Consider the following 22,819-nt stretch of genomic DNA (forward strand, 5'->3'; position numbering starts at 1 on the left):
ATTGGCTTTCCCATCCGGCGCTTCTGTCCCGAAACGCTTTCGTGCTTGTTTCGGCCTCCACAAACCGGAACGGTGCGTGGAGGCCGGGTCCCGCCGGGGCGCACCCGCCGGCGGGACATTTGTCAGGTGAAATGCTTACTGCGCGTCTTTCATTTCCATCATGCGGAAATTGAAACCGAAACCGGCAAGGGCATAAGCCCTGGAAGGATCCGACAGGGCCGGCACGGAAACACGGTCGGACGCGGCGAATACCGGGGTTTGATCCTGCGCGTAGATGGTCGGCGCGATCGAGACGAGATATTCGTTCAGTTCCTTGTAGATCGCCGTCCTCTTTTCCGGATCGCTTTCGACGCGGCCGGTTTCAAGCATTTCGTCGACCTTGGGATCGTTCAGGTGCTCCGGTGACATCCAGGTTCCCTCAGCCGAGGAGGCATACATCGGATAAAGAAGCGTATCGGGATCGCCCGTGATCGTGTTGACGAACACCTGCGAGATATCCGGCGTGTTTTCAGGCTTGGTCACCTGCTCGGTGAACAGCGCCCACGGAACCTTGCGGATCGTGGATTTGATGCCGATCTGCGAAAGATTGGCCTGCATCAGCAGCGCAAAGCGCTCCTCAAGCGGCACTTCGCCGATCCATGACAGATCGACATTGATGTCGGATGCCGGATATTGGCAGGCCGCCAGATGTTCCTTGGCCTTTTCCAGGTCCTGCTTCATCACGTGATCATCACCAAGCGCGCCCATCATGCCGACCGGCAGCGCACCGGTCGAGGGTGAACCCTGCGAGACTTCATCGGTGATCGAAACCATCTTGACACCGGTGTCGTAATCGAAGGCATAGGCCATGGCGAGACGGCATTCCGGATCATCAAACGGCGCCTTGGCCGTGTTCATCTTGATGTAAAACTCGGTCGTGCCCTTTTCCTGCAGAAGCTGGGCGCCATCGTCTGCCAGCGATTTCAGCACTTCCGGGGGAAGCCACTGCGAGGAAATGTCATGCTCGCCCTGCGCAATCAGCGTGCGCACGGTGGCGGCTTCCAGACCATAACGGAAACGCACCCTGTCCGGCGCGGCAGCCGGCACGCCGAGGAAATAATCCGGGTTCTTGACCATTTCGGTCTCTTCCTGCGGATTATGCGATGTCAGCGCATAGGCGCCCGATCCGGCAGTGTGTTCCGAAAGCCAGGCCTGGCCCCAGTCGCCCATGTCATCCGTGCCATTGCCGCCGTCCAGCTGTTCCAGCACCGTCTTTTCATCGAGGATCGGCAGGCGCACCAGCGTTGAGACGAAAGGCGCGTTCGCTTGTTTCAGCGTGAAGACCACCGTTTGCGGGTCGGTTGCAGAAGCACTGTCGACAACATCGAACAGATAGGAGAGCCCCTGCCCGATGGCTTTCATGCGATCGAGCGAAAAGACAATATCGTCTGCGGTCAGCGGATTGCCGCTTTGAAACGTGACGTCGTCGCGGAGTTTGAATGTATAGGTCTTGCCGTCATCGCTGACCGTCCAGTCCGTTGCGAGGAACGGTTGAAAGCCCGGCTGCCCCTCGTTCGGGATCACCAGCGTGTCGTAGAGATTGTACATCAGGATGCTGTCGGCATAGTCCGATGCCTTGGCGGGGTCGAGCTCACCGGTCGGCGATTCATCCAGGCGCAGCACGGTCTCGGCAAAGACAGGTGTGGCCATGGCCGTTGCGGCGATGAGACCGGCAGCGAAGAGATGCCTTTTGAATTTCATATCGTCGTTCCCCTTGTTGCGGTTGGTTTCAGCCGTTGGCTCCGTCGGCCCTTTTGGCGGCGCGTGTGATGATCAGGTTTCTGTCGCTCGCATCCGGATCATCTCCGTCGCCGAAAACATCCATGGTGCAGGTGTGAAAGATGACGGTGTTCCCGGTGGTGTGATTCCAGGTCGTATGCGTCATGGTGGAGGGAAAATGCGCGGTATCCCCTGCCTCCAATATCGTGTGCGTGCCTTCGATCTCGATCGTCAGCGCGCCGGAAATGATGTAGAAAATTTCTTCGCCCTCGTGCGCCATCGGCTCGCTGCGATAGCCCGGAGGTTCATGAATGATCGTGCTTCTGAGCACATTGCCGGGAAAGGATGCCGACAGCCGTTCGTAACGCACGGCGTTTTTGTCATCACCCGAAAGACCATAGATTCGGCGGTCGCTGTGACGCGTGATCGGCGTGGCATTCTTCGGCTGGCTGAGAAAGCTGCCGATGTCGGCATCAAGAACACGGCAGACGGACACCAGAGACGTCAGCGATGGCACGGTAATGCCGCGTTCGATCTGCGAGATGAAGCCGGCAGTAAAGCCTGCCTCGTCGGCGACCTGCTGCAAGGTAAGCTTCATCGCCTTGCGGCGCTGGCGCAGCTTTTCCCCGAGCGGAGTGGCGGAAGGGGAAGAACTCTGAGGTTCATCCATTGGAGGCGTCATTGCCGTTCCTTTTTAGTATTACTTCAATTCAATGAATTCAGTAGGCATCTGTCAAGCCGTTTTTTTAGTCATGTTAAAAAAATAGGCGAAAACATGCTGCAGTGCGAGATGCCAAACGGAAAATAGAGACTGCTCTGGGAAATGGGTCGGATGCGCGCATCGCAGTGTTATGAACACAGCTCATGAGTGCTTGTCGGCATACCGCTCTGTTGCCGCCGGGCAATGCCGCTTATATAGCTGTTCAGAACTTGATGATAAGCAGCTTCCTGCCGACTGATCTCTCCCCGATATTCAGACAGTCCTGCATCTGTCCGGTCGCGCGCGCATGCCTTTCCGGCTGCTGATCTTCCATCACTGAAGGGCAAGACCGCACGGAGCGGGAAACTATGACGCAAGTGAAATCTGCCGGTTCGCCCGGCCTCACGCTGCTCGCCATCGGGCTTGGCGCATTCGCCATCGGCACCACGGAATTCGCGCCCATGGGCATGCTGCCTTCGATTGCTGCCGGCATTGATGTGTCCATTCCGGCGGCAGGTCAGTTGGTCACGGCCTATGCCGTCGGCGTGATGATCAGCGCGCCGTTCGTCACCCTGTTTCTGGCGCGCTTTGGCCAGCGGCGCGCGCTTCTGGCGACCATGGCGATCTATATTGTCGGCAATCTGCTTTCCGCGATAGCGCCGGAATATTGGTCGCTGATGGCCGGCCGGATTATCACCAGCCTGTGTCAGGGTGCATTTTTCGGCTTCGGCGCCGTCGCCGCCACAAGCGTGGTGGCGCCCGAACGGCGCGCCAGCGCCCTTGCGACCATGTTCATGGGGCTCAGCATCGCCAATATCGGCGGCGTGCCTGCGTCTGCGTGGATGGGCGAGACCATCGGCTGGCGGATGGCATTCGTCGTCACGGTCATCCTTGGCATCATCGCCCTTGTCGCGCTGGCGCTGGCGATACCGCAGGGCGAACCGGGAAAACGGCCGGATGCGAAACGTGAACTGGCCATCCTGATCCGCCCGCAGGTGCTGATGACGCTTGCCAGCACCGTCCTGTTCGCCGGCGGCTTCTTTGCCGTCTACACCTATGTCACGCCCATCCTCCAGAACCTTGCCGGCGCTTCCGGTCCCCTCGTCATACTGACGCTGATGCTGATCGGGATGGGACTGACCTTCGGCAACTGGGTTGGCGGCAGGCTGGCCGACTGGTCGCTGGAAAAAGGCGCCGCCCTGGCGCTCACGGCTCTGGCGCTCACAACGCTTGCCATTCCGCTGACGACGGGGTCGACCGTCACCGTCATCATCGGCTTCATGGCCTGGGCGATCGCGGCCTTCACCTGCACGCCGGCGCTGCAGCTGCGCGCCATGCATGCCGCCGCCGATGCGCCGAGCCTCGCCGCGTCGATGAATATCGCCGCTTTCAATTTCGGCAATGCCGTGGGGGCCGCCGTCGGCGGTGCAGTCATCGGCGTGGGGTTCGGCTATGCGGCCGTGCCGGTTGCCGCTTCCGTCATCGTCATGATCGGTCTTGGTGCCCTGCTGGCAAGGCATCGGGTGATGAAACCCGCCTGAACAGACAGGCCCCGCCGGCGGTTCAGAACTCCAGCGGGGCGTTGTCGATGACTTCCTTCATTACAAAGAAGGTTCGCGTCTGCCGGACGCCCGGCAGGGCGATCAGCTTTTCGCCGTGCAGCCTGTTGAAATCCGCCATATCGCGCACGCGCACCTTCAAAAGGTAATCGAAATCGCCGGCGACGAGGTTGCAGTCGAGAACGGCCTTTACCTTGCGAACCGCGTCCTCGAAGGTCGCGAAACTCTGCGGCGTGGAGCGGTCCAGAACAACGCCGACCATGACCAGCGCGCCGAGCCTGACCTTTTCGGGGGCGATCTGGGCTCTGAAACCCTTGATGTAATGTTCGTCAAAAAGCCTCTGCACCCGGCGGTGACAGGTGGCCGCACTGACATTGACGCGTTCTGCAAGTTCGGCATTGGTCAGGCGGCCCTCGCTTTGCAGGATGCGCAGAATTTTCAGATCGATGCGATCCAGATCGGCTGTGGTGGAATCTTTCATAATGATCGTTCTTTATGGATGTATCGGATAAATTTTCTTTCTTTTACCGATATTTAATCATTATTTTTGCTGAAATTCGAGAGTACATTTCACAATTCGATCTCTACTATCCAGCCAGTTTCATCTGCTGGAGAATTTCATGTCATTGCTGGAAAAATTCGAACGTTATCCGCTGACGTTCGGTCCGACGCCGATCGAGCATCTGCCGCGTCTGACCGAGGCGCTGGGCGGCAAGGTCGACATCTATGCCAAGCGGGAGGACTGCAATTCCGGTCTTGCCATGGGCGGCAACAAGCTGCGCAAGCTTGAATATATCGTGCCCGATGCGATTGCCGAGGGCGCCGATACGCTGGTCTCGATCGGCGGCGTGCAGTCCAATCATACGCGCATGGTCGCCGCGACGGCGGCCAAGATCGGGATGAAATGCGTTGTGGTGCAGGAAAAATGGGTCCCCCATTATGATGCAGTCTATGACCGTGTCGGCAATATCCTGATGACGCGGCTGATGGGTGCGGATTCGCGCCTCGTCGATGACGGTTTCGATATCGGCATCCGCCAGAGCTGGGAAAACGCCATCCAGTCGGTGAAGGATGCCGGCGGCAAGCCCTACCCGATTCCCGCCGGCGCTTCGGTGCACAAATACGGCGCGCTCGGCTATATCGGCTTTGCCGAGGAAGTGGCCGAGCAGGAAAAGGCGCTGGGCTTCAAGTTCGACTATATCGTCGTCTGCGTGGTCACCGGCTCGACACAGGGTGGCATGATCGTCGGCTTTGCCGCACAGGATCGCGCCGACCGGGTGATCGGCATCGATGGTTCGGCCACGCCCGAACAGACCCGCGCACAGGTGCGCTCGATCGTCGACAACACGGCGGAGCTCGTCGGCCTCGGCCGCACGGTGCGCGACGATGAAATCGTCATCAACGAAGATTATGCCTATCCGGCCTACGGCGTTCCGTCCGAGGAAACCAATGAAGCCATCCGTCTTGCCGCCCGCACGGAAGCGATGATGACCGATCCGGTCTACGAGGGCAAATCCATGCAGGGCCTGATCGACCTGACGAAGAAAGGCTTCTTCCCGGAAGGTTCCAAGGTGCTTTATGCCCATCTCGGCGGTGCGCCGGCGCTGAACGGTTACAGCTACTACTATAAGGACGGCTGATGCCGAGCGTCTCGGCGATTGGGCCCTGCGGGGCTTCAGTCGCCGGCTCCGGCCTGCGACATTGCTTCCAGGGTCGAAATATATTCGTCATAGGTGGCGCCCAGCGTGTTGATATGCCGGCGCATGCGTTCGGCGGCAAGTTCGGCGTCGCCATTGTCCATCGCTTCCAGAATTTCCGCATGTTCGCGCATCGACTTGGCAAGCCGGCCCTTGACGTCGAGCTGGTGGCGGCGGAACGGCCGCAGCCTCTGGTGCATCCGCCCTGCTTCCTCGGCAAGCACGCTGTTGCCTGAGGCCTCGTAAAACATGCCGTGAAGGCGGTTGTTGGCCTTGTAATAGAGGTCGGGTCTTTCCTGCTTCAGGGCCTTTTCGCAGCCCTGGGCGGCCTCGCGCAGAAAAAGCCGTTGCGCCGGCGTGATCCGCCGGGTTGCCAGCTTCACGCACCAGGCCTCGAGCTCGGCCATGACCTCGAACATTTCCACCAGTCGGACCATCGACGGGCGGCGGACGAAAGCGCCGCGGTTGGGGATCAGCTCCACGAGGAAACTGGCATTGAGAATCTGGAAGGCTTCCCGCAGCGGTGTGCGCGAGACATTCAGCTCGGTTGCCAGTGCCACTTCATTGAGTTTTTCGCCGTCCTGATAGCGCCCCATCGCGATGCGTTGCTCGATTTCGGCGCAGATGCGCGATGCGGTCTTCGATTTGGCGGTCATGATATTTTCTGTTTGACATTGTGCAGTGCATCATTTTGTATACAAAAAAACGGAACTGAATACAATAAAAAGTCAGACCACCAGAGGACAAACCAATGAAACTATCTTCCCTGCTTTTGAGCACGGCTGTCTTCCTGACGGCCTCATCTGCCGCATTTGCCGGCAAGGACGACAATTCCGTCAACATGGCGTTCGGAAAAGAGCTTGAGACGGCCGATGTCTATTTCAACACGGCGCGTGAAGGCCTGTTGCTGAACTATTCGGTATGGGACGGTCTTTTGTACCGCAATCCCGAGACCGGCGAATACGAGGGCAATCTCGCGACCGAATGGGAATGGGTCGATGACGTGACCCTGGAATTCAAGCTGCGCGAAGGCGTCACCTTCCACAATGGCGAGCCCTTCAACGCCGATGATGTGGTCTACACGATCGACTACATCACCAACCCCGACAATGGCGTCAAGAACGTCTCGAACGCGGCCTGGATCGACCACGCCGAAAAGATTGACGATTACACGGTCCGCATCATTGCCAAGGCGCCGTTCCCGGCAGCCGAGGAATATCTCTCCGGCCCGCTGGCGATGTATCCCAATGAATATTATGCCGAAGCCGGCCCGAGCGGCATGGGTCTCAAACCCGTTGGCACCGGTCCGTTCAAGGTGACCGAAGTCGATCCCGGCAAGCATTTCGTTCTCGAGGCATTCGAAGACTATCACGACGGCCCGAAGGGCAAGCCGGGCGTGGAGACGGTCGATATCCGCACCATTCCCGACGTGAATACCCAGATTGCCGAGTTCTTCAACGGCACGCTGGACTTCCTCTGGAACGTCCCGGCCGATCAGGCCGAAAAGCTGGACGCGACCGGCAATTACAACGTCGTCAACGCACCGGCCATGCGGATCGGCTATATCACCATGGACGCTGCAGGACGCGCTGACCCGGACGGCCCGATGACCAAGACCAAGGTCCGTCAGGCGATTTATCACGCCATTGACCGTCAGGCCATTGTCGACGCTCTGGTGAAGGGCTCGTCCACGGTCATCGACAGCGCCTGCTCGCCGGCGCAGTTTGCCTGCGCACAGGACCTGCCGACCTATGACTACGATCCTGAAAAGGCGAAGGAACTGCTTGCCGAGGCTGGCTATCCCGACGGCTTCACGATCGATTTCTACGCCTACCGGAACAGGCCCTATGCCGAAGCGATTACCGGTTTCTTAAGCGAAGTCGGCATCAGCACCAATTTCAACTACATGCAGTATTCGGCCCTGCGCGAGCTTCACCGGAAAGGTGAAGTGCCGATGGCATTCCTGACCTGGGGTTCGAATTCGGTGGCGGACGCTTCGGCAAGCACGGCGGAATTCTTCACCGGCGGGCCGCAGGACGATGCCCGCGACCCGGACGTGATCGAATGGCTTGAGGAAGGCGATTCCACCAACGACAAGGCCGCGCGCACCGACCTTTATAAAAAGGCGCTGACGAAGATCATCGACGAGGCCTACTGGGTTCCGCTGTTCACCTACAATGTGAACTACGTCATGGACCCGGACATGAGCTTCAAGCCCACCGACGACGAGCTTGTCCGCTTCTACGACTTCTCGTGGAATTGATCTGACGGAAACAGCATGCAGATCCCGGCCCTTCCGGCCGGGCTCTGCCCGCATTTTTCGAGCGGTCGGGAAAACGGTATGTATATTTTCGTTCTGAAACGGCTCGGGCTGGCGGTCGCCGTGGCGCTCACCGTTTCCGCCATCAGCTTCAGCCTTCTTTATATGGCCGGCGATCCGGCAATCGCCATTGCCGGCGAAAATGCCGACAGCGACACCATCGCCATGATCACCCAGCAATACGGGTTCGACCGGCCGATGATCGTGCAGTACTGGGACTGGCTGTCAAAGGCGGCCTCCGGCGATCTCGGGCAATCCTGGTATTTCAATCTGCCGGTGACCGAGCTGATCGCCGACCGGTTGCATGTCACCATGACGCTGGGTTTTCTGGCCATCAGCTTTGCCCTTCTTCTGGCAATCCCGATGGGGGTAGCCGCGGCGGTGAAACCCAATTCGCTCGTAGACCGGGCCGCCCTTTTCATCTCTGTGGTCGGTCAGGCAATTCCGTCCTTCTGGTTCGGCCTCATCCTGATCGTCATCTTCTCCATTCGGCTCGGGCTTGTTCCCGCCTCGGGGTCCGATCACTGGCAGAACTTCATCCTGCCGACCGTGGTGCTCGGTTACTACGCGACGCCGGCGATCATGCGGCTGACGCGGGCGGGCATGCTGGAGGTTCTGAGCTCCGACTATATCCGCACGGCCCGCGCCAAGGGGCTTTCCACCCGCAAGGTGCTGTTCAAGCATGCGCTGCGCAACGCCGTCATTCCCGTCATCAGTCTTGCGGCGGTGCAGATGGGTTTCATGCTCGGCGGTTCCGTGGTGGTGGAAAGCATTTTCGCCCTGCACGGCGCAGGTTTCCTCGCCTGGGAATCGATCTCGCGCAATGATCTGCCGACGATGCAGGCGCTGATCCTGATTTTCTCGATGTTCTACATTTCCTTCACCTTCCTGGCCGACATCCTGAACGCATGGATGGATCCCCGCCTGCGGGTCGGCGGCTGAAACCGGAGGCGAAAACAAAATGACTGAAGCCAACGCCATCAAGGCCCCGCCCGCCGTCAACAGAAAACCCCGCAGCCCGCGTCAGGCAATGCTTCGCCGGGCGCTGCGGCACAAGGGCCTGCTTTTCGGAATGGCAACGATGCTTGTCATCGCTCTGATCGCCATCTTCGCGCCGTTTCTGACGGACTATTCGCCCTACAAGCAGGACCTCCTGGCGCGCATGAAGCCGCCGGTCTTTCTGGGCGGGACCTCCAAACACCTTCTCGGAACCGATGCGCTGGGCCGGGATTTTCTGACGCGGCTTCTCTATGGCGCCCGCATCTCGCTGATGATCGGTCTGATTGCCGCGACCATTTCCGCGATCATCGGCACGGTTCTGGGGGTTACCGCCGGGTTCTTCGGCGGTAAGGTCGACCTCGTGGTGACCTTTCTCATCAATGTCCGGCTGGCCATGCCTGTCGTGCTGGTGGCGCTGGCGGTCGTGTCGCTTTTCGGCGGCTCTCTGGTTGTGGTCGTCTCGGTGCTTGGCCTGTTGCTGTGGGACCGGTTTGCCGTTGTCCTGCGCTCGGCCACCATGCAGGTGCGCAAGCTGGAATATGTGGCCGCAGCCGAAATTCTCGGCGCTTCGCTGCCGCGCATGCTGGTGAAGGACATTCTGCCGAATGTGATGAACCACCTGATCGTCATCTTCACCCTGGAAATGGCGCATGCGATCATTCTGGAAGCCGCGCTCAGCTTTCTCGGGCTCGGGGTTCAGCCGCCGACGCCATCCTGGGGTCTGATGATTTCGGAAGGCAAGGAAATGCTGCTGTTCGAACCATGGATGATCACCATTCCCGGCATCGCGCTTTTCCTGCTGGTTCTGTCGATCAACATGCTGGGTGACGGCATTCGCGATGTCACCGCACCGGAGGGCCGAAACTGATGAGCAATCCCATTCTGGCGATCCGCGACCTGACCATCGATCTTCCCGAGGGAAGCGACCGCCCCCACGCCGTCGAAAATCTGACACTCGATATCCACCCGCGCGAGATCGTCTGCATTGTCGGCGAGAGCGGCTCGGGCAAATCGATCACCTCCTTCACGACGATGGGGCTTTTGCCGAAAGCGCTGAAGCCGTCCTCCGGCGAAGTCGTCTTCGACGGCCGTGATGTGCTGAAGCTGTCACCGGCCGAACATGCCCGGCTGCGCGGCAAGCGCATGGCGATGGTGTTTCAGGAGCCGATGAGCGCGCTCAATCCCTGCTACACCGTCGGCAACCAGATCGAGGAGATGTTCGAGCAGCACACCGCCCTTGGCGCGGCCGAGCGCAAGGCCCGCACGATCCGGCTTCTGGAGGAGGTGCAACTGCCGGAGCCGGAGCGCATCTATGCCTCCTATCCGCATCAGCTTTCCGGCGGTCAGCGCCAACGCATCGTCATCGCCATGGCGCTGGCGCTGGACCCGGCCCTGCTGATCGCCGATGAACCGACGACGGCGCTGGACTTGTCGACACAGGCGCAGATCCTCCATCTCTTCAAGGAACTGCGCGAGAAACATTCGGCCGGGATCATGTTCGTCACCCATGATTTCGATGTCGTGGCGGAAATTGCCGACAAGGTGATCGTCATGCAGCACGGGCGCATCGTTGAGCAGGGACCGGCGGAAGAGGTGCTGAACCGCCCGCGCCACCCCTATACGCGCAAGCTGATCGACGCCGTGCCGCGCCGGGCGGCGGAAGAAGACCGGGGCCTTGCCAAAAAGCCGACCGTCCTGACGGTCGCCGGCCTTCAGAAAACCTATCGCACGAAGAAGACCATGTTCAAACCGGCGCGCGAGGTCCACGCCTGCAAGGACATCGAATTTTCCGTCCGCGAGGGCGAGACGCTCGGCATTGTCGGTGAAAGCGGTTCCGGCAAGTCGACGCTGGTCAAATGCATGATCCGGCTTGAAGACCCGGATGACGGTTCGGTTCTGGTCCGGGGCAATAATATCGCCGTCTATTCCCGGCGCGGTCTGCACCCCTACCGCAAGGAAATCCAGATCGTCTTTCAGGACCCTTATGGATCGCTCAATCCGCGCCGCACCATCGGCGATCAGCTTGTCGAGGGGCCGGTCAATTTCGGCGTGCGCCGGTCGGTTGCCTTCGAGCGCGCGCGTGAACTGATGCGCATCGTCCGGCTCGAACCCGATGCGCTGAACCGCTATCCGGCGCAGTTTTCCGGCGGCCAGCGCCAGCGCATCTGCATTGCCCGCGCGCTGATGGTGGAGCCGAAAGTGCTGATTGCCGACGAGGCGGTTTCCGCGCTCGATGTGTCGGTGCAGAAGGAAGTGCTGCTGCTGTTGAAGGAAATTCGCGACAAGATGGGCCTGACGGTGCTGTTCATCACCCACGACCTGCGGGTCGCCGCCCAGATCTGCGACAATCTGATTGTCATGCAACAGGGCAGGATCGTTGAACGCGGCAGCGTGGACGATGTTTTCGGCGCGCCGAAACACCCTTATACGCAAAAACTTCTGGCCGCGCAGCCGGGCAAGGCCTGGCAGGTGCCGGATATTTCCAAACTGCCGCCGCCCGATCTTCTGGCCGGAGGGTTGGCATGAGCGGCTCATTCTCGCGCTCGCAGACGGTCCGCAAGCCGGGCGTCACCGTTGACGGCAAGGGCGTGGTCGCCGCCCAGCATGTCCGCGCTGCCGAGGCGGGCGCCCGTGTTCTGGCCGATGGCGGCGATGCGGTCGATGCCGCCGTTGCCGTCAGCTTTGCAATCGGCGTGCTTGAACCGTGGATGTCCGGGCCCGCAGGCGGCGGGGCGATGATGCTGTGGCGAGCGGATGAGGGCAAGGCGTATGCGCTGAATTACGGCATGCGCTCGTCGGCCTCGCTTGATCCCGCCTTCTATCCGCTGGCCGGAACCGGCAAGGCCTCCGATCTTTTCCCGTGGGAGGCGGTTGTCGAAGACCGCAACGTCACCGGGGCATCATCCGTCGCTGTTCCGGGCACTGTCGCAGGTGCTGGCGAAATGCACCGGCGTTTCGGAAAGATGCGCTGGGCCGACCTCCTCCGCCCGGCCATCGGCTTTGCCCGCGAGGGCCTGCTTGTCGACTGGTATGCCGCGCTCATCATCGCCTCTTCGGCGCGCGACCTGGCTGAAGATGCGGATGCGGCGGCGCTTTTTCTGGAAGAGGGGCAATGGCCGAAGATTTTCGGCTGGACGGCGCTTTCGGACGTTCGCCTCGACCAGACGAAAATGGCCGAAACGCTGGAACATCTGGCCCATGCGGGTGCGGAGGATTTCTACCGGGGCGACATCGCCGATGCGCTCGTGAAGGATGTGACCGAAAAGGGCGGTTTCCTGACGGCAGACGATCTTGCCGCCTACCGGGCGGAGTGGCAGGAACCGCTGAACATCCCCTATCGTTCCGGCAATCTGTGGGCCGTGCCGGAAATGACCGCCGGGCCGACGCTGGCCGCCGCCATGGCGAAATGGCAGCAGGCCTACACGCCGGCGGATGCGCCCGATGCAACCAGCTTTACCGCGATTGCCGCCGCTTACCGCGATGCCTACGCCGAACGGCTCGCCACCATGGGCGACCACGAAAGCCCGCGCGCGCCGGGCTGCACCACGCATTTTTCCATCGTCGACCGCAACGGCAATATGGTGGCGATGACGCAGACGCTGCTGTCGATCTTCGGCTCGCGCACGCTCTCGCCCGCAACCGGGCTGCTGCTCAACAACGGCATCATGTGGTTCGACCCCGAGCCCGGCAAACCCAATTCGCTCGGCCCCGGAAAACGCTGCCTGATGAATGTCTGCCCCGTCATCGGCGAGACCGGAGAAAAGCGCTTTGCCCTCGGTGCCTCGGGCGGGCGCAAGATCATGCCCGCCGTCGGCCAGATCGCCTCGTTCCTGATGGATTACGGCATGAGCATGCAGGACGCGATCGAAGCGCCGCGCATCGACGTTTCCGGCGGCGATCAGACCGTTGCCGATGAACGTCTGACGGGCGCGGTGACCGATGCGCTTGCCGCAACCGGGCCGGTCATGACTGCACAGAGAACCCCCTTCCCCTACGCTTTCGCCTGCCCCGCCGGGGTGATGCGCGAAGGCACCGTCAATTCCGGCACGACGGAAACCTTCTCGCCCTGGGGCGATGGCGTGGCCGAACCGGATGAATAATCAGGAGCCTGTTGATGAACAGCCGTAGCAAGGCGCTGGCGCTGAGCGCCCGTTATTTCGACGAGGGCGGTTTTCGGGCCGATCTCGAAAAGCTGGTCGCCTATCCGACCGAAAGCCAGGACCCGCGCGGACGTCCGCATCTCGACATTTACCTCGCCGAAGCGATGACGCCGATGCTTGAAAGCATGGGATTTGAGGTGGAAATCTTCGAAAACCCGGTTGCCGGCGCCGGGCCGATCATGGTCGCGCAGCGCATCGAGGATGTGAACCTGCCGACCGTGCTGACCTATGGCCACGGCGACGTGGTCCGCGCCCAGACCGAACAATGGCGCGAAGGGCTTTCGCCTTTCGAGATCACGGAAGAGGGCGACCGGCTTTACGGACGCGGAACGGCGGACAACAAGAGCCAGCACCTGATCAATCTGAAAGCCATGGCCAGCCTGATCGAAACCCGCGGCAAGCTCGGCTTCAATGCCAAGGTACTTCTGGAAATGGGCGAGGAAAACGGTTCGCCGGGGTTGAAGGCCTTTTGCGAGGCCCATCGCGAACGTCTGGCCGCCGATGTTCTGATCGCATCCGACGGTCCGCGTCTTTCGGCGGACGTTCCGACGATTTTCACCGGGTCGCGCGGCGGCGTGACCTTCGATCTTCGCGTCGATCTGCGCGAGGGGGCCAATCATTCGGGCAATTTCGGCGGGCTGCTGGCCGATCCGGCGATCATTCTTGCCCACGCGCTTGCCACCATCACCGACGCGCGCGGCCAGATCAAGGTGCCGGAATGGCGCCCCGATAGCCTGACGCCGCGCATTCGCGAAGTGCTGGCCGAACTGCCGCCGGTCGAGGCCGGTTTTGCGCTCGATCCTGATTGGGGCGAGGAAAGCCTGACGCAGGCCGAACGGGTTTTCGGCTGGAACAGTTTTGCGGTTCTGGCGATGAAATCCGGTGTTCCGGAAGCGCCGGTCAACGCGATTTCCGGCCACGCCCGCGCCACCTGCCAGCTTCGTTACGTTGTCGGAACCGACAGCGAAGACATTGTGCCTGCCTTGCGCCGTCATCTGGACCGGCATGGTTTTTCGGGCGTCGAGGTCGTGCCCGCCGGTGGCGGTTCCTTCCCCGCGACCCGGCTTGACCCCGACCATCCATGGGTGAAATTCGCGGCGGCTTCGCTTGAGAAAACCACCGGAGAAGCGACGCATATCCTGCCCAATCTGGGCGGATCGCTGCCGAACGACTGCTTTGCCGAGGTGCTGGCGCTGCCGACGATCTGGATACCGCACAGCTATGCGGGTTGCAGCCAGCACGCCCCCAATGAACATATTCTCAAGCCGCTTGCCCGTCAGGCGCTTGCCGTCATGACCGGCCTGTTTTCCGATATCGCCGACACCGGGACACTGCCGGCGTGATATGGCAGGATCCGCTGCGGATATGACCGAAAGCCACTTGGAGTGAATATGCATGACCGTTAAATCCGCGACGCAGCCGGCCGATCTTGGTGCGGTGGAAGCCCGCCGGCTGATTGCCCGCAAGGCGCTGTCGCCGGTGGAGCTGGTGGAAAGCTGCATCGCCCGCGTCGAGGCGCTCGACCATGCGGTCAACGCCGTCGTGGCCAGCGATTTCGACGCACTTCTGGCGGACGCAAAACAGGCGGAAGAGGCCGTCATGAGCGGTGCGGCGCTCGGCCCGGTGCACGGCCTGCCCTTCGGCGTGAAGGACATGATCGACGTCAAGGGCCTGCCGACGACCTTCGGCTCGGAAATCTTCCGCGACAATATCGCCGCGAAGGACGACGCCATCGTTGCCGCCATGCGCCGCGCCGGCGCCATCCCGCTTGGCAAGACCAACAATCCCGAATGGAGCGCGGGCGGCAACACCCGCAACCGCGTCTATGGCGTCACGCCCAACCCGTATGATCTCACGCGCACGGCGGCGGGCTCGTCCGGCGGGTCCGCTGTGGCGCTTGCCTGTCGCTATGCGCCGCTCGCAACCGGCTCGGATACCGGCGGCAGCCTGCGCAACCCTGCGGCCTATTGCGGCGTTGTCGGCTTTCGTCCGAGCCCCGGCGTGGTGCCTGGCGACACGCGCCCCATCGCACTGATGCCGCTGTCGACCTCCGGGCCGATGGCGCGCAGCGTTGCCGATGCCGCGCTGATGCTGTCGGTGATGGCCTGCCCCGACCGCAGCGATCCGTTTACCGCCATCATCGATGGCAAGACTTTGTGGGAGCCCGGCGCGTTCGCCAATCTGCCGCGCCGCGACCTGTCGTCGCTGCGGATCGCGTTTACGGAAGACTATGGTTTTGCACCGGTGGAGAAAACCGTCCGCGCGCATTTCCTGAAGGCGGTCGAGGCGCTCTCGCCGTTCATCGGCCGGCTTGAGGAGGCAACGCCCGACTGCGACGGCGCGGACCGGATCTTCTCGGTTCTGCGTGCCATCAATTTCCTCGGGCACCACGCCCGGCTCGTCGATGAACAGCCGGAACTTGTCGGCCCGAATGTCACCGACAATGTTGCCGAAGGGCGCGGCTATTCGGCGGAAGATGCCGCCGCCGCGATGATCGCCCAGAGCGGTTACTACCGCAACTGGCAGGCGTTTTTCGAAGACCGCGACTTCATCATCTCGCCCGCCGTAACCATCAGCCCGCGTCCCTGGCGCGAACTCTATCCGACCGAAATCGACGGCGTTGCCACCAAAAGCTATTACCACTGGCTGGCGATGGCCTATGCCTCGACCATCGCCGGGCACCCCTCGATCACCATTCCCTGCGGTTTTGATGCCAACAACATGCCCTTCGGTCTGCAGATCGTCGGTCGCCGTCATGACGATCTCGGGGTTCTGGCCGTGGCAGCGGAATTCGAAGCCGTTATCGCCGGCCTGTCCGGTTTCGCCCCGCGTCCGCCGGATTTCAACGCCCTGAAGGCGGCGCCGCCGATTGCCGAAACCGACGGTTTTCTCAGTTTTGAATAGACGGGATCGGGAGCCATACTGTCATGCGTGAAATTCTGGTTCTGGGCGCCGGCATGGTCGGCATTTCGACTGCGCTCGCCCTGCAGGAAAGAGGCCATAGCGTCACGGTCGTTGACCGCAAGGGGCCGGGCCTTGAGACAAGCTATGGCAATGCGGGCATCATCCAGAGCGAGGCGGCGGAGCCCTATGCCATACCCTATGCCCCGGCAAAGCTCTTCCGCTATGCCATCGGGCGGACCAACGATATCATTTATAACGTCCCCGGCCTGTTGCGGTCCACGCCGGCGCTGTGGCCTTATTTTCTCGCCTCCGCGCCGGGACGCCACGCGCGGATATCGCAGACCTATGCGAAGCTGACGGCGCGCGCGACGCATGATCATGCGCCTTTGATCGCGGCAGCGGGCGCGGACGACCTCGTCCGGCGTTCCGGCTTCTATCAGGTCTACCGCACGCCCGAAATATTCGACGCAGCCGCCGCCGATGCGGACAGGCTGAAGAAAACCTACGGCGTTGCCTCAACCCTGCTGGACACGAAAGCGCTGAAAACCGAAGAACCGGCGCTGAAAGCCGACATTGCCGGCGCGGTTTTCTGGACAAGCCCCTGGACCGTCAGCGATCCGGGGGGCCTGACCCAGGCCTATGCGGCACTGTTCGAGGCCCGCGGCGGGCGTATCGTCAGGGCCGATGCCGCGACACCGATCCGGGAAAACGGCGGCTGGCGCATCGAAAATTCCGGTGAGCGGCTGACCGCAGAACATCTGGTGATCGCGCTGGGGCCGTGGTCTCCCGAATACCTGAAACCGCTCGGATATCGTATCCCGATGGTCCGCAAACGCGGCTATCACGGCCATTTCGAAATGACCGAGCGGCTCAACCGGCCGCTGATGGATGCCGCCAACGGCGTGGTGCTTTCCAACATGCGGCAGGGCTTGCGCATCACCACCGGCGCGGAACTGACCGGCCCGGCCGCGCCGGCCAATCTCACCCAGCTTGAACGCGGCGTTGCCGGCGCGCGCGAGCTGATCGATATCGGCCCGCCGATCGAAAACAGCACATGGTTCGGCCATCGCCCCTGCCTGCCGGACATGCTGCCGCTTGTCGGCTCCGCGCCGCAGCACGAGGGACTGTGGTTCAACTTCGGCCACGGGCATCAGGGTTTTACGCTCGGCCCGACAACGGGAAGCATCCTCGCGGACATGATCGATGGCCGCGAGGATAACGAGTTCGTGCTTCTGAAGCCGGAAAACCGGCGCCTGCGTTGCCGTGGATAGGCTTGGCCTTATGCGATCAGGCTTTTCCGCGGCGGTTCCGGCGCTGTTTTCAGATCAGCCCCATTTCATTTCGCCCATGGCGACCTTTGCGCCGAGTTCGAGTGAACTGACGCCCTCAAGATCCGGATAGCGCACCGCCATCGCGGCGATCAGGGCGGCGCTGTCATTCGCCTTTTTCAGTTCCTCGTCGAAGGCCACCAGATAATCGCGGGTAAAGGTCACGGCTTCGACGCCGCCAGGCGCATCTTCCGTCTTGTGGCCGGGAACGACGATTTTCGGCTGGCGCGCGATGATCTCGTTGAGGGCGTCGACCCAGGCCGCGCGCTCTTCGGGCGTCGGCGTGTCGGCCACCCAGACATGGATGCCGGACGACACCAGAACGCCGCCAAACACGGCTTCGAGCGACGGCACCCAGAGATAACGGCGGTCGTGCATCGACGAAATCTCGACGATGTCGATGTCCTGCCCTTCAAGCGCGAGCGACGAGACGTCCGACGGCGTGGGAATGACCACATCGGCCAGCTTCTGCGGGCCGTTGTCCTTGAGCATCGGCCCCCATGTCGCCAGCTTGCTCTCGACATTGCCGTTGATCGCTTCGACGGTGACGGTCTTGGCGATCACGTTGGCTTCCGGAAAAGCCTCAACGACGGGGCCGAGGCCGAAATAGTAATCGGGGTCGCTGCAGCTGACATAGATCGTTGTCAGTTTTTTACCCGTGGCCTTGATGGCTTCCGCCAGGGCGCGGCCATCGGAAAGCGTGAAGCCGCCATCGATCAGGATCGCCTCGGTCTCGCCGCTGAGCAGGACCGGTGTGCGGCGAAAGCCCTCTTCTCCGGCCTGAAAAACCTGCCAGTCAAGCTGCTGCGCGGCCGCAAAAGCGCTGCGGCCGGCTGTCACGACGGCGGCCGCCGTCACTGCGTATTTCAACGTTTCCCTGCGGGTCAGCATGATCGTCCCCTCCTTCCGGGCAAGTGTTTCGGGTTCAGTAGGCTGCCGTGAACAGCTGCCGGCCAAACTGCGGCTGTTCAACCTCGTTGAGCAAGGCCACGGCGAAGTCTTCGGCGCTGATCCGGCTGTTGCCGTCGGCATCCGTCAGCAGAATGTCGGTTTGAAGGCGGAATTGTCCGGTCCGTTCGCCGGGTGCAATCTCTCCCGCAGGCGCCTGAACAGTATAGTCGAGATCCGATGCCTTGATGCGCTCATAGGCAGCGCGCATGGCGCGGGCTTCTGCCGCATAGACATCCGGCACGACATCGGCGACGGGGGTGCCGTCGGGCAGGTTCAGCGAGCCGGCGCCGCCGACCATCACCAGCCGGGTCTTGCCGAGCGCTTCGATCAGCGCCGAGGCGTAGGACACGGCCTCTGCTTCCGGGTTGCCGCTGCTGCGCGGGCTGGTTGCCGAGATCACGGTATCGACGCTGGCCGCAAGTTCGCCCAGCCGTTTGACGTCTGTCACGTCCAGCGCCTCGGCGGTCAGACCCGCACGGGGCTGGATCCTGTCGGGGTTGCGGGTTGCGGCCACCACTTCATGGCCGCGGGACAGCGCTTCATCCACAATGCGCGAACCGACCATGCCGGTGGCGCCGATGACGAGAAGTTTCATTGTCGTTTCCTTTCTCAGGCAGCGATCGCTGCAATGCGTTCAGGCGTTTGGTAGAAGTCGCCGATATTCACGATCTGCGTGTTGTCACCGTCGTGGCGAAGCAGTGCGGGCACGCCGGAGAGGCCGTAACGCGCCAGAAGCGCGGCCGCCTGTTCGCTGATGGCACGGGCCTTTTCCGCGCCGTCGGCCAGATCGGCGGTCACGCCTGCCTCGGCCAGTGTCGCTGTGACGGCGGCCTTGTCTGCGGCCGAACGTCCGTTGACGAAACGGTCCCGCTGCAGGCGAGCGGCCAGCGCCATTTCGGCCTTTGCGCCCCGATCATGAATGAGCGCGGCGGCCCGGGCCGTCAGGCCGGATTCCAGCACCTCGTCCGGCGCCGACAGGATATTGGATATATAAGTATCGCTGAATTCCTGTCCGGAAAGGGTCGCGATGCGGCGATCATACTGCATCGCCATCCGGCCAAACCCGTCGCCCATCCGGTGCGCATTGGCGCCCTGAAACAGATGCCGGTGGAAGACCTCGACCGCGGCGCCGCTTTCTATCAGTGCGGTGATGACCGGTTCGGCCCCATAGCACCAGCCACAATAGGTATCATAAATATAGGTGAAATGCGGCATGCCGACGTCTCCGGTGTTTCCTCAATGGCAGCAAGATAGGGGATGACGGGCGTTTGCTGAAGAGCGTATATTCTGACTGTGCGTCAGCTAAAAGGAAACGATGGTGCGAAACTACACGCGTCTCCAGTATTTCACGGCCATTGCCGAAGAAGGAACGATTACCGCCGCCGCCGAACGGCTGAACATCACCAAGGCCGTGGTCAGCAAGCAGTTGCAGCTTCTCGAAGCCGAGCTTGGTACGGCCCTGGTGATCCGCAATTCGCGGCACTTGAAGCTGACCGAACAGGGCGTGGCTTTCTACGAGGCCGCCCGCGCCGCGATTGCCCAGATCGAGGAAGCCTACTGGGTGGCGCAGCAGGGCAATGAAGTGCCGACGGGTGAATTGCGGGTGACGGCCTCGCTGGATTTCGGCAGCACATATGTTGCCGAAGCTGCCGCCGTGTTCAGCCGTCGCCACCCGCAGGTCGCGGTTGATCTGAACTTCACCGATGCCCGGCTGGACCCCATCGAAAACCGCTTCGATATTGCGTTTCGGGTCGGATGGCTCAGGGATTCGACCAATATCGCGCGAAAGCTTGCCGATTTCGAGCAGTATGTTGTTGCTGCCCCGTCGCTGATGGACGGTGTGGATGCGCCTCTGGTACCGGCCGATCTGCACCGGCTTCCCTTCATCATGAACCGGGCGCTTGGGGGCGCCAGCCGGTGGTCATTTCACCGGGAGGGCGAGCCTGCGCATGAGGTCACGCTTTCACCCGCGATCCGGGTTGACGCCACCATCGGGTCATCGACCTGTGCCATGGCCGGCGGCGGCTTTGCCATCCTGCCGGATTTCCTGGTTGCCGATGCGTTGCGGACGGGCCGCCTGATCCGGCTGCTGCCGGACTTCCGGCTGAGACGCGGCGGCATTTTTGCAGTCTTCCCGCCGGTTCCGTTTCGCTCCGCGGCAACCCGGCAGTTCCTGCACACGCTTGAGACGTATCTGCACGGGACGCTGAAACAGTCAGCCACGCCCGCGGGGCGCGGTTCAGTTTGTTGACAAACCCTGTGGCCAATCACTGTCTTCCCTCCCTTTCGCCGTCATTCCGGCCTTGAGCCGGAATCTAGTAAGGGCCAAGTCCTTGCGCGCAAAGACTCTTTCTGGAAGCGCATAACAAGCGGCCCTGGATACCGGCTCAAGGCCGGTATGACGAAAGAACGAAGGACGAGATTTCTCAATAATCTGAGCAGCACCCGCGGGGCGCGGTTGATCGTCGTCCTGACCGGCCGCTACGGCACATGTTTGCCGACCGGTGGGTTTCCTCACAGAGCCCTGAAAAGGGCATGATTGTCCGCAACGATCATCATGTCACCCTTGTCAGTTCATCACCATGGAATTTCAGGTAAATAACTGAATTTGATGGGTGAAATTACACTTACTCCGACGCAGGCAGTCGTGTTGAGCCGGACCGGTGATATGCCTGCCGGCTAGCGAAAATTTTCCAATAATCTTCTTGACTTATTATCGTTTCAGATTTTCAAAGTACTGTCTTGGGAAACGGGCCGGGTCCGGGAAAGCCTGAAATTGCAGATGCGGCACACATCATCTCGGGCCGCCTGCATGCATCACGGATCGGTTTCAACGCGCGCTCAGCCTGTCCGAAAGGGTTGGTGAAGCGCAGCTCAACAGGAGGAAAGCCCCCGATGAACCAATCCGACACAACACCGCATGCGCTGGCGTGGGCGCAGTTCGATCCGGCCCGCGCAACGCTTGTCAAACAGGCGATCATCATCAGCGGCTCTGACAAGGGAACCTTCCGGGGCGATCTTCTGCTGCGCGACGGACATATCTTCGACATCGGACCGGAACTCGATATCGGTGACATCGATGCAGAGATCATCGATGCCTCGTCCTATATCGTTTCACCGGGCTTTATCGACACCCACCGCCACCTCTGGCTGTCAGCGTTCAAGGGGCTGTCCTACGACTCCCATCTGGCGGATGTGTTTGCCAATCTCTACGGCGTCTATTCCCCGCGTTTCCGCCCGCAGGACCATTATGCGATCACGCGGCTTGCCCGGTTGGCAGCACTCGATGCGGGCGTGACCACCATGCTCGACTGGGCCCACAACATCGCCTCGCCGGAGCACGAGGATGCTGCCATTCAGGCCCATCGCGATATCGGCGGCCGCACGGTCTTCGGCCACGGCTACGGCTCGGACCGGCTTTTCGATGTCGACCGCTACTATGATCAGGCGAGGTCCTTTGCCGGCGCGGAGCGCACCCGCAAGCTTCTGCCCGATGATGATGCGCTGCTGTCGTCCTGTTTCCTCGGGCTTGAGCCGCCGCAGCTGATTTCGCTCGATGCCTGCAAGAGGGAATTCGAGATCGCCCGGGAACTGGGCATGCGGATTTCGATCCATATCGTCTCGGCAGACCGGAATTTCCAGCCCTGCGCAACGCTGGAAATGATGTACGAGGCCGGCATGATGGGGCCTGATGTCACCTGGGTTCATCTCACCGGCGCCAGCGATCACGAACTGAAGCTGATCGCCGAGACCGGCGGTTCGGCCTCCGTCGCCCCGCATGTGGATTCGCATTTCATGTCGCCGCCGCCCACCGGGCGCCTGATGGCCGCCGGCATCCGCCCCAGCCTCAGCATCGACTCGGCCAATGCGGCTTCGGAGGATTTCTTCTCGCAGATGCGCACCGCCTTCGGCGTCGAACGCACGATCTCCATGAGCGGTTTTGAGGAGCGTCCCGAAGGGTTCAAGATCACGCTGGACGACATTTTCGAGTTTGCCACCTTCCAGGGCGCACGCGCCCTCGGACAGGAAAAGCGGCTGGGCACCATCGAACCCGGCAAGGTCGCCGACCTTCTGTTCATCGACACGACCTCGCCCAACATGGTGCCGGTGTTGAACCCGGTCGCCTCGGTCGTCTTCCATGCTTCCATCGGCGATATCGACACGGTTCTGGTGCATGGCAAGCCGGTCAAGCGCGGCGGCAAACTACTGGCCGATCTCGACGATGTCCGCCATCAGGCCGAAGACACGATCGACCACCTGTTCTGGCAGGCCCAGAACGAAATCCCGAAGACGGCCACGCGGCCGCATCCGGCGGCCCGGTCGTGCGCCTGCCACTATTGAGGTGGCCCAATACGGGCCTGAAAACGCAAAACATGCGGCGGCGCGCGCCGCCTGCATTCCCATTGGCAAAACAACAAACCGGTCAAGAGACCGCATATGTGG

Annotated in this window: 19 protein-coding genes; 12 read left to right on the forward strand and 7 right to left on the reverse strand. The window is 61.5% G+C overall.

Translation table 11 applies throughout. The annotated features are described in order from the left end of the window. Positions 1-135 precede the first annotated feature (135 nt). Both ACHZCU_RS21380 and ACHZCU_RS21385 read right to left on the reverse strand, forming a co-directional pair. Positions 136-1,740: an ABC transporter substrate-binding protein gene (locus tag ACHZCU_RS21380; RefSeq protein ID WP_319520635.1), complete on the reverse strand. Its 1,605-nt coding sequence runs from the start codon at positions 1,738-1,740 to the stop codon at positions 136-138. Between the two features lie 28 nt (positions 1,741-1,768). Further along, on the reverse strand, positions 1,769-2,440 hold the full coding sequence (locus ACHZCU_RS21385; protein WP_319520636.1) for an XRE family transcriptional regulator: 672 nt from the start codon (positions 2,438-2,440) through the stop codon (positions 1,769-1,771). Between the two features lie 386 nt (positions 2,441-2,826). Between ACHZCU_RS21385 and ACHZCU_RS21390 the strand changes: the two genes are divergently transcribed. Further along, positions 2,827-3,999 carry an MFS transporter gene (locus ACHZCU_RS21390; RefSeq protein WP_319520637.1) on the forward strand — a complete coding sequence of 391 codons (1,173 nt, stop codon included), beginning with the start codon at positions 2,827-2,829 and terminating at the stop codon, positions 3,997-3,999. 22 nt (positions 4,000-4,021) lie between these two features. Here the strand turns inward: ACHZCU_RS21390 and ACHZCU_RS21395 are convergent, their stop codons facing one another. Next, entirely contained in the window at positions 4,022-4,498 is a 477-nt protein-coding gene (locus tag ACHZCU_RS21395; protein WP_319520638.1) for an Lrp/AsnC ligand binding domain-containing protein, read from the reverse strand. A 139-nt stretch (positions 4,499-4,637) separates the two neighbouring features. Here ACHZCU_RS21395 and ACHZCU_RS21400 point away from each other — a divergent pair, with 139 nt between their 5' ends. Then, entirely contained in the window at positions 4,638-5,657 is a 1,020-nt protein-coding gene (locus ACHZCU_RS21400) for a 1-aminocyclopropane-1-carboxylate deaminase (protein ID WP_319520639.1), read from the forward strand. Between the two features lie 35 nt (positions 5,658-5,692). On the opposite strand, the gene ACHZCU_RS21405 is transcribed toward ACHZCU_RS21400, so the two are convergent. Continuing rightward, positions 5,693-6,370, reverse strand: a complete 678-nt coding sequence (locus ACHZCU_RS21405) for a GntR family transcriptional regulator (protein ID WP_319520640.1) — start codon at positions 6,368-6,370, stop codon at positions 5,693-5,695. Between the two features lie 95 nt (positions 6,371-6,465). Between ACHZCU_RS21405 and ACHZCU_RS21410 the strand changes: the two genes are divergently transcribed. From ACHZCU_RS21410 to ACHZCU_RS21445, 8 genes are all read left to right on the forward strand, one after another. Further along, positions 6,466-7,977, forward strand: a complete 1,512-nt coding sequence (locus ACHZCU_RS21410) for an ABC transporter substrate-binding protein (RefSeq protein ID WP_319520641.1) — start codon at positions 6,466-6,468, stop codon at positions 7,975-7,977. 78 nt (positions 7,978-8,055) lie between these two features. Beyond that, a complete protein-coding gene (locus ACHZCU_RS21415; RefSeq protein WP_319520642.1) occupies positions 8,056-8,976 on the forward strand; it encodes an ABC transporter permease in 921 nt (306 codons plus the stop codon). A gap of 19 nt (positions 8,977-8,995) precedes the next feature. Continuing rightward, positions 8,996-9,901: an ABC transporter permease gene (locus tag ACHZCU_RS21420; protein WP_319520643.1), complete on the forward strand. Its 906-nt coding sequence runs from the start codon at positions 8,996-8,998 to the stop codon at positions 9,899-9,901. Further along, entirely contained in the window at positions 9,901-11,559 is a 1,659-nt protein-coding gene (locus tag ACHZCU_RS21425; RefSeq protein ID WP_319520644.1) for an ABC transporter ATP-binding protein, read from the forward strand. The genes ACHZCU_RS21420 and ACHZCU_RS21425 overlap by 1 nt, the downstream gene beginning before the upstream one ends. After that, positions 11,556-13,133 carry a gamma-glutamyltransferase gene (locus ACHZCU_RS21430; protein WP_319520645.1) on the forward strand — a complete coding sequence of 526 codons (1,578 nt, stop codon included), beginning with the start codon at positions 11,556-11,558 and terminating at the stop codon, positions 13,131-13,133. The genes ACHZCU_RS21425 and ACHZCU_RS21430 overlap by 4 nt, the downstream gene beginning before the upstream one ends. A 14-nt stretch (positions 13,134-13,147) precedes the next feature. Further along, on the forward strand, positions 13,148-14,536 hold the full coding sequence (locus ACHZCU_RS21435; RefSeq protein ID WP_319520646.1) for a M20 family metallopeptidase: 1,389 nt from the start codon (positions 13,148-13,150) through the stop codon (positions 14,534-14,536). Between the two features lie 52 nt (positions 14,537-14,588). Next, positions 14,589-16,097: an amidase family protein gene (locus ACHZCU_RS21440; protein WP_319520647.1), complete on the forward strand. Its 1,509-nt coding sequence runs from the start codon at positions 14,589-14,591 to the stop codon at positions 16,095-16,097. A 23-nt stretch (positions 16,098-16,120) separates the two neighbouring features. Then, positions 16,121-17,368 (forward strand): FAD-dependent oxidoreductase, encoded by a 1,248-nt coding sequence (locus ACHZCU_RS21445; RefSeq protein WP_319520648.1) that lies wholly within the window; start codon positions 16,121-16,123, stop codon positions 17,366-17,368. Between the two features lie 54 nt (positions 17,369-17,422). On the opposite strand, the gene ACHZCU_RS21450 is transcribed toward ACHZCU_RS21445, so the two are convergent. Genes ACHZCU_RS21450 through ACHZCU_RS21460 form a run of 3 tightly spaced genes read right to left on the reverse strand, consistent with a single transcriptional unit; the run spans position 17,423 to position 19,591 of the window. Then, entirely contained in the window at positions 17,423-18,316 is an 894-nt protein-coding gene (locus tag ACHZCU_RS21450; RefSeq protein ID WP_319520649.1) for an MBL fold metallo-hydrolase, read from the reverse strand. Between the two features lie 34 nt (positions 18,317-18,350). Continuing rightward, positions 18,351-18,971: an NAD(P)H-binding protein gene (locus tag ACHZCU_RS21455; RefSeq protein ID WP_319520650.1), complete on the reverse strand. Its 621-nt coding sequence runs from the start codon at positions 18,969-18,971 to the stop codon at positions 18,351-18,353. 14 nt (positions 18,972-18,985) lie between these two features. Then, on the reverse strand, positions 18,986-19,591 hold the full coding sequence (locus ACHZCU_RS21460) for a DsbA family protein (RefSeq protein ID WP_319520651.1): 606 nt from the start codon (positions 19,589-19,591) through the stop codon (positions 18,986-18,988). A gap of 103 nt (positions 19,592-19,694) precedes the next feature. Between ACHZCU_RS21460 and ACHZCU_RS21465 the strand changes: the two genes are divergently transcribed. Next, positions 19,695-20,627 (forward strand): LysR family transcriptional regulator, encoded by a 933-nt coding sequence (locus ACHZCU_RS21465; RefSeq protein WP_319520652.1) that lies wholly within the window; start codon positions 19,695-19,697, stop codon positions 20,625-20,627. A 644-nt stretch (positions 20,628-21,271) separates the two neighbouring features. After that, entirely contained in the window at positions 21,272-22,717 is a 1,446-nt protein-coding gene (locus ACHZCU_RS21470) for an amidohydrolase family protein (RefSeq protein ID WP_319520653.1), read from the forward strand. Positions 22,718-22,819 lie beyond the last annotated feature (102 nt).

It is taken from the genome of uncultured Martelella sp. (assembly GCF_963677965.2).
Lineage (GTDB): Bacteria > Pseudomonadota > Alphaproteobacteria > Rhizobiales > Rhizobiaceae > Martelella > Martelella mangrovi.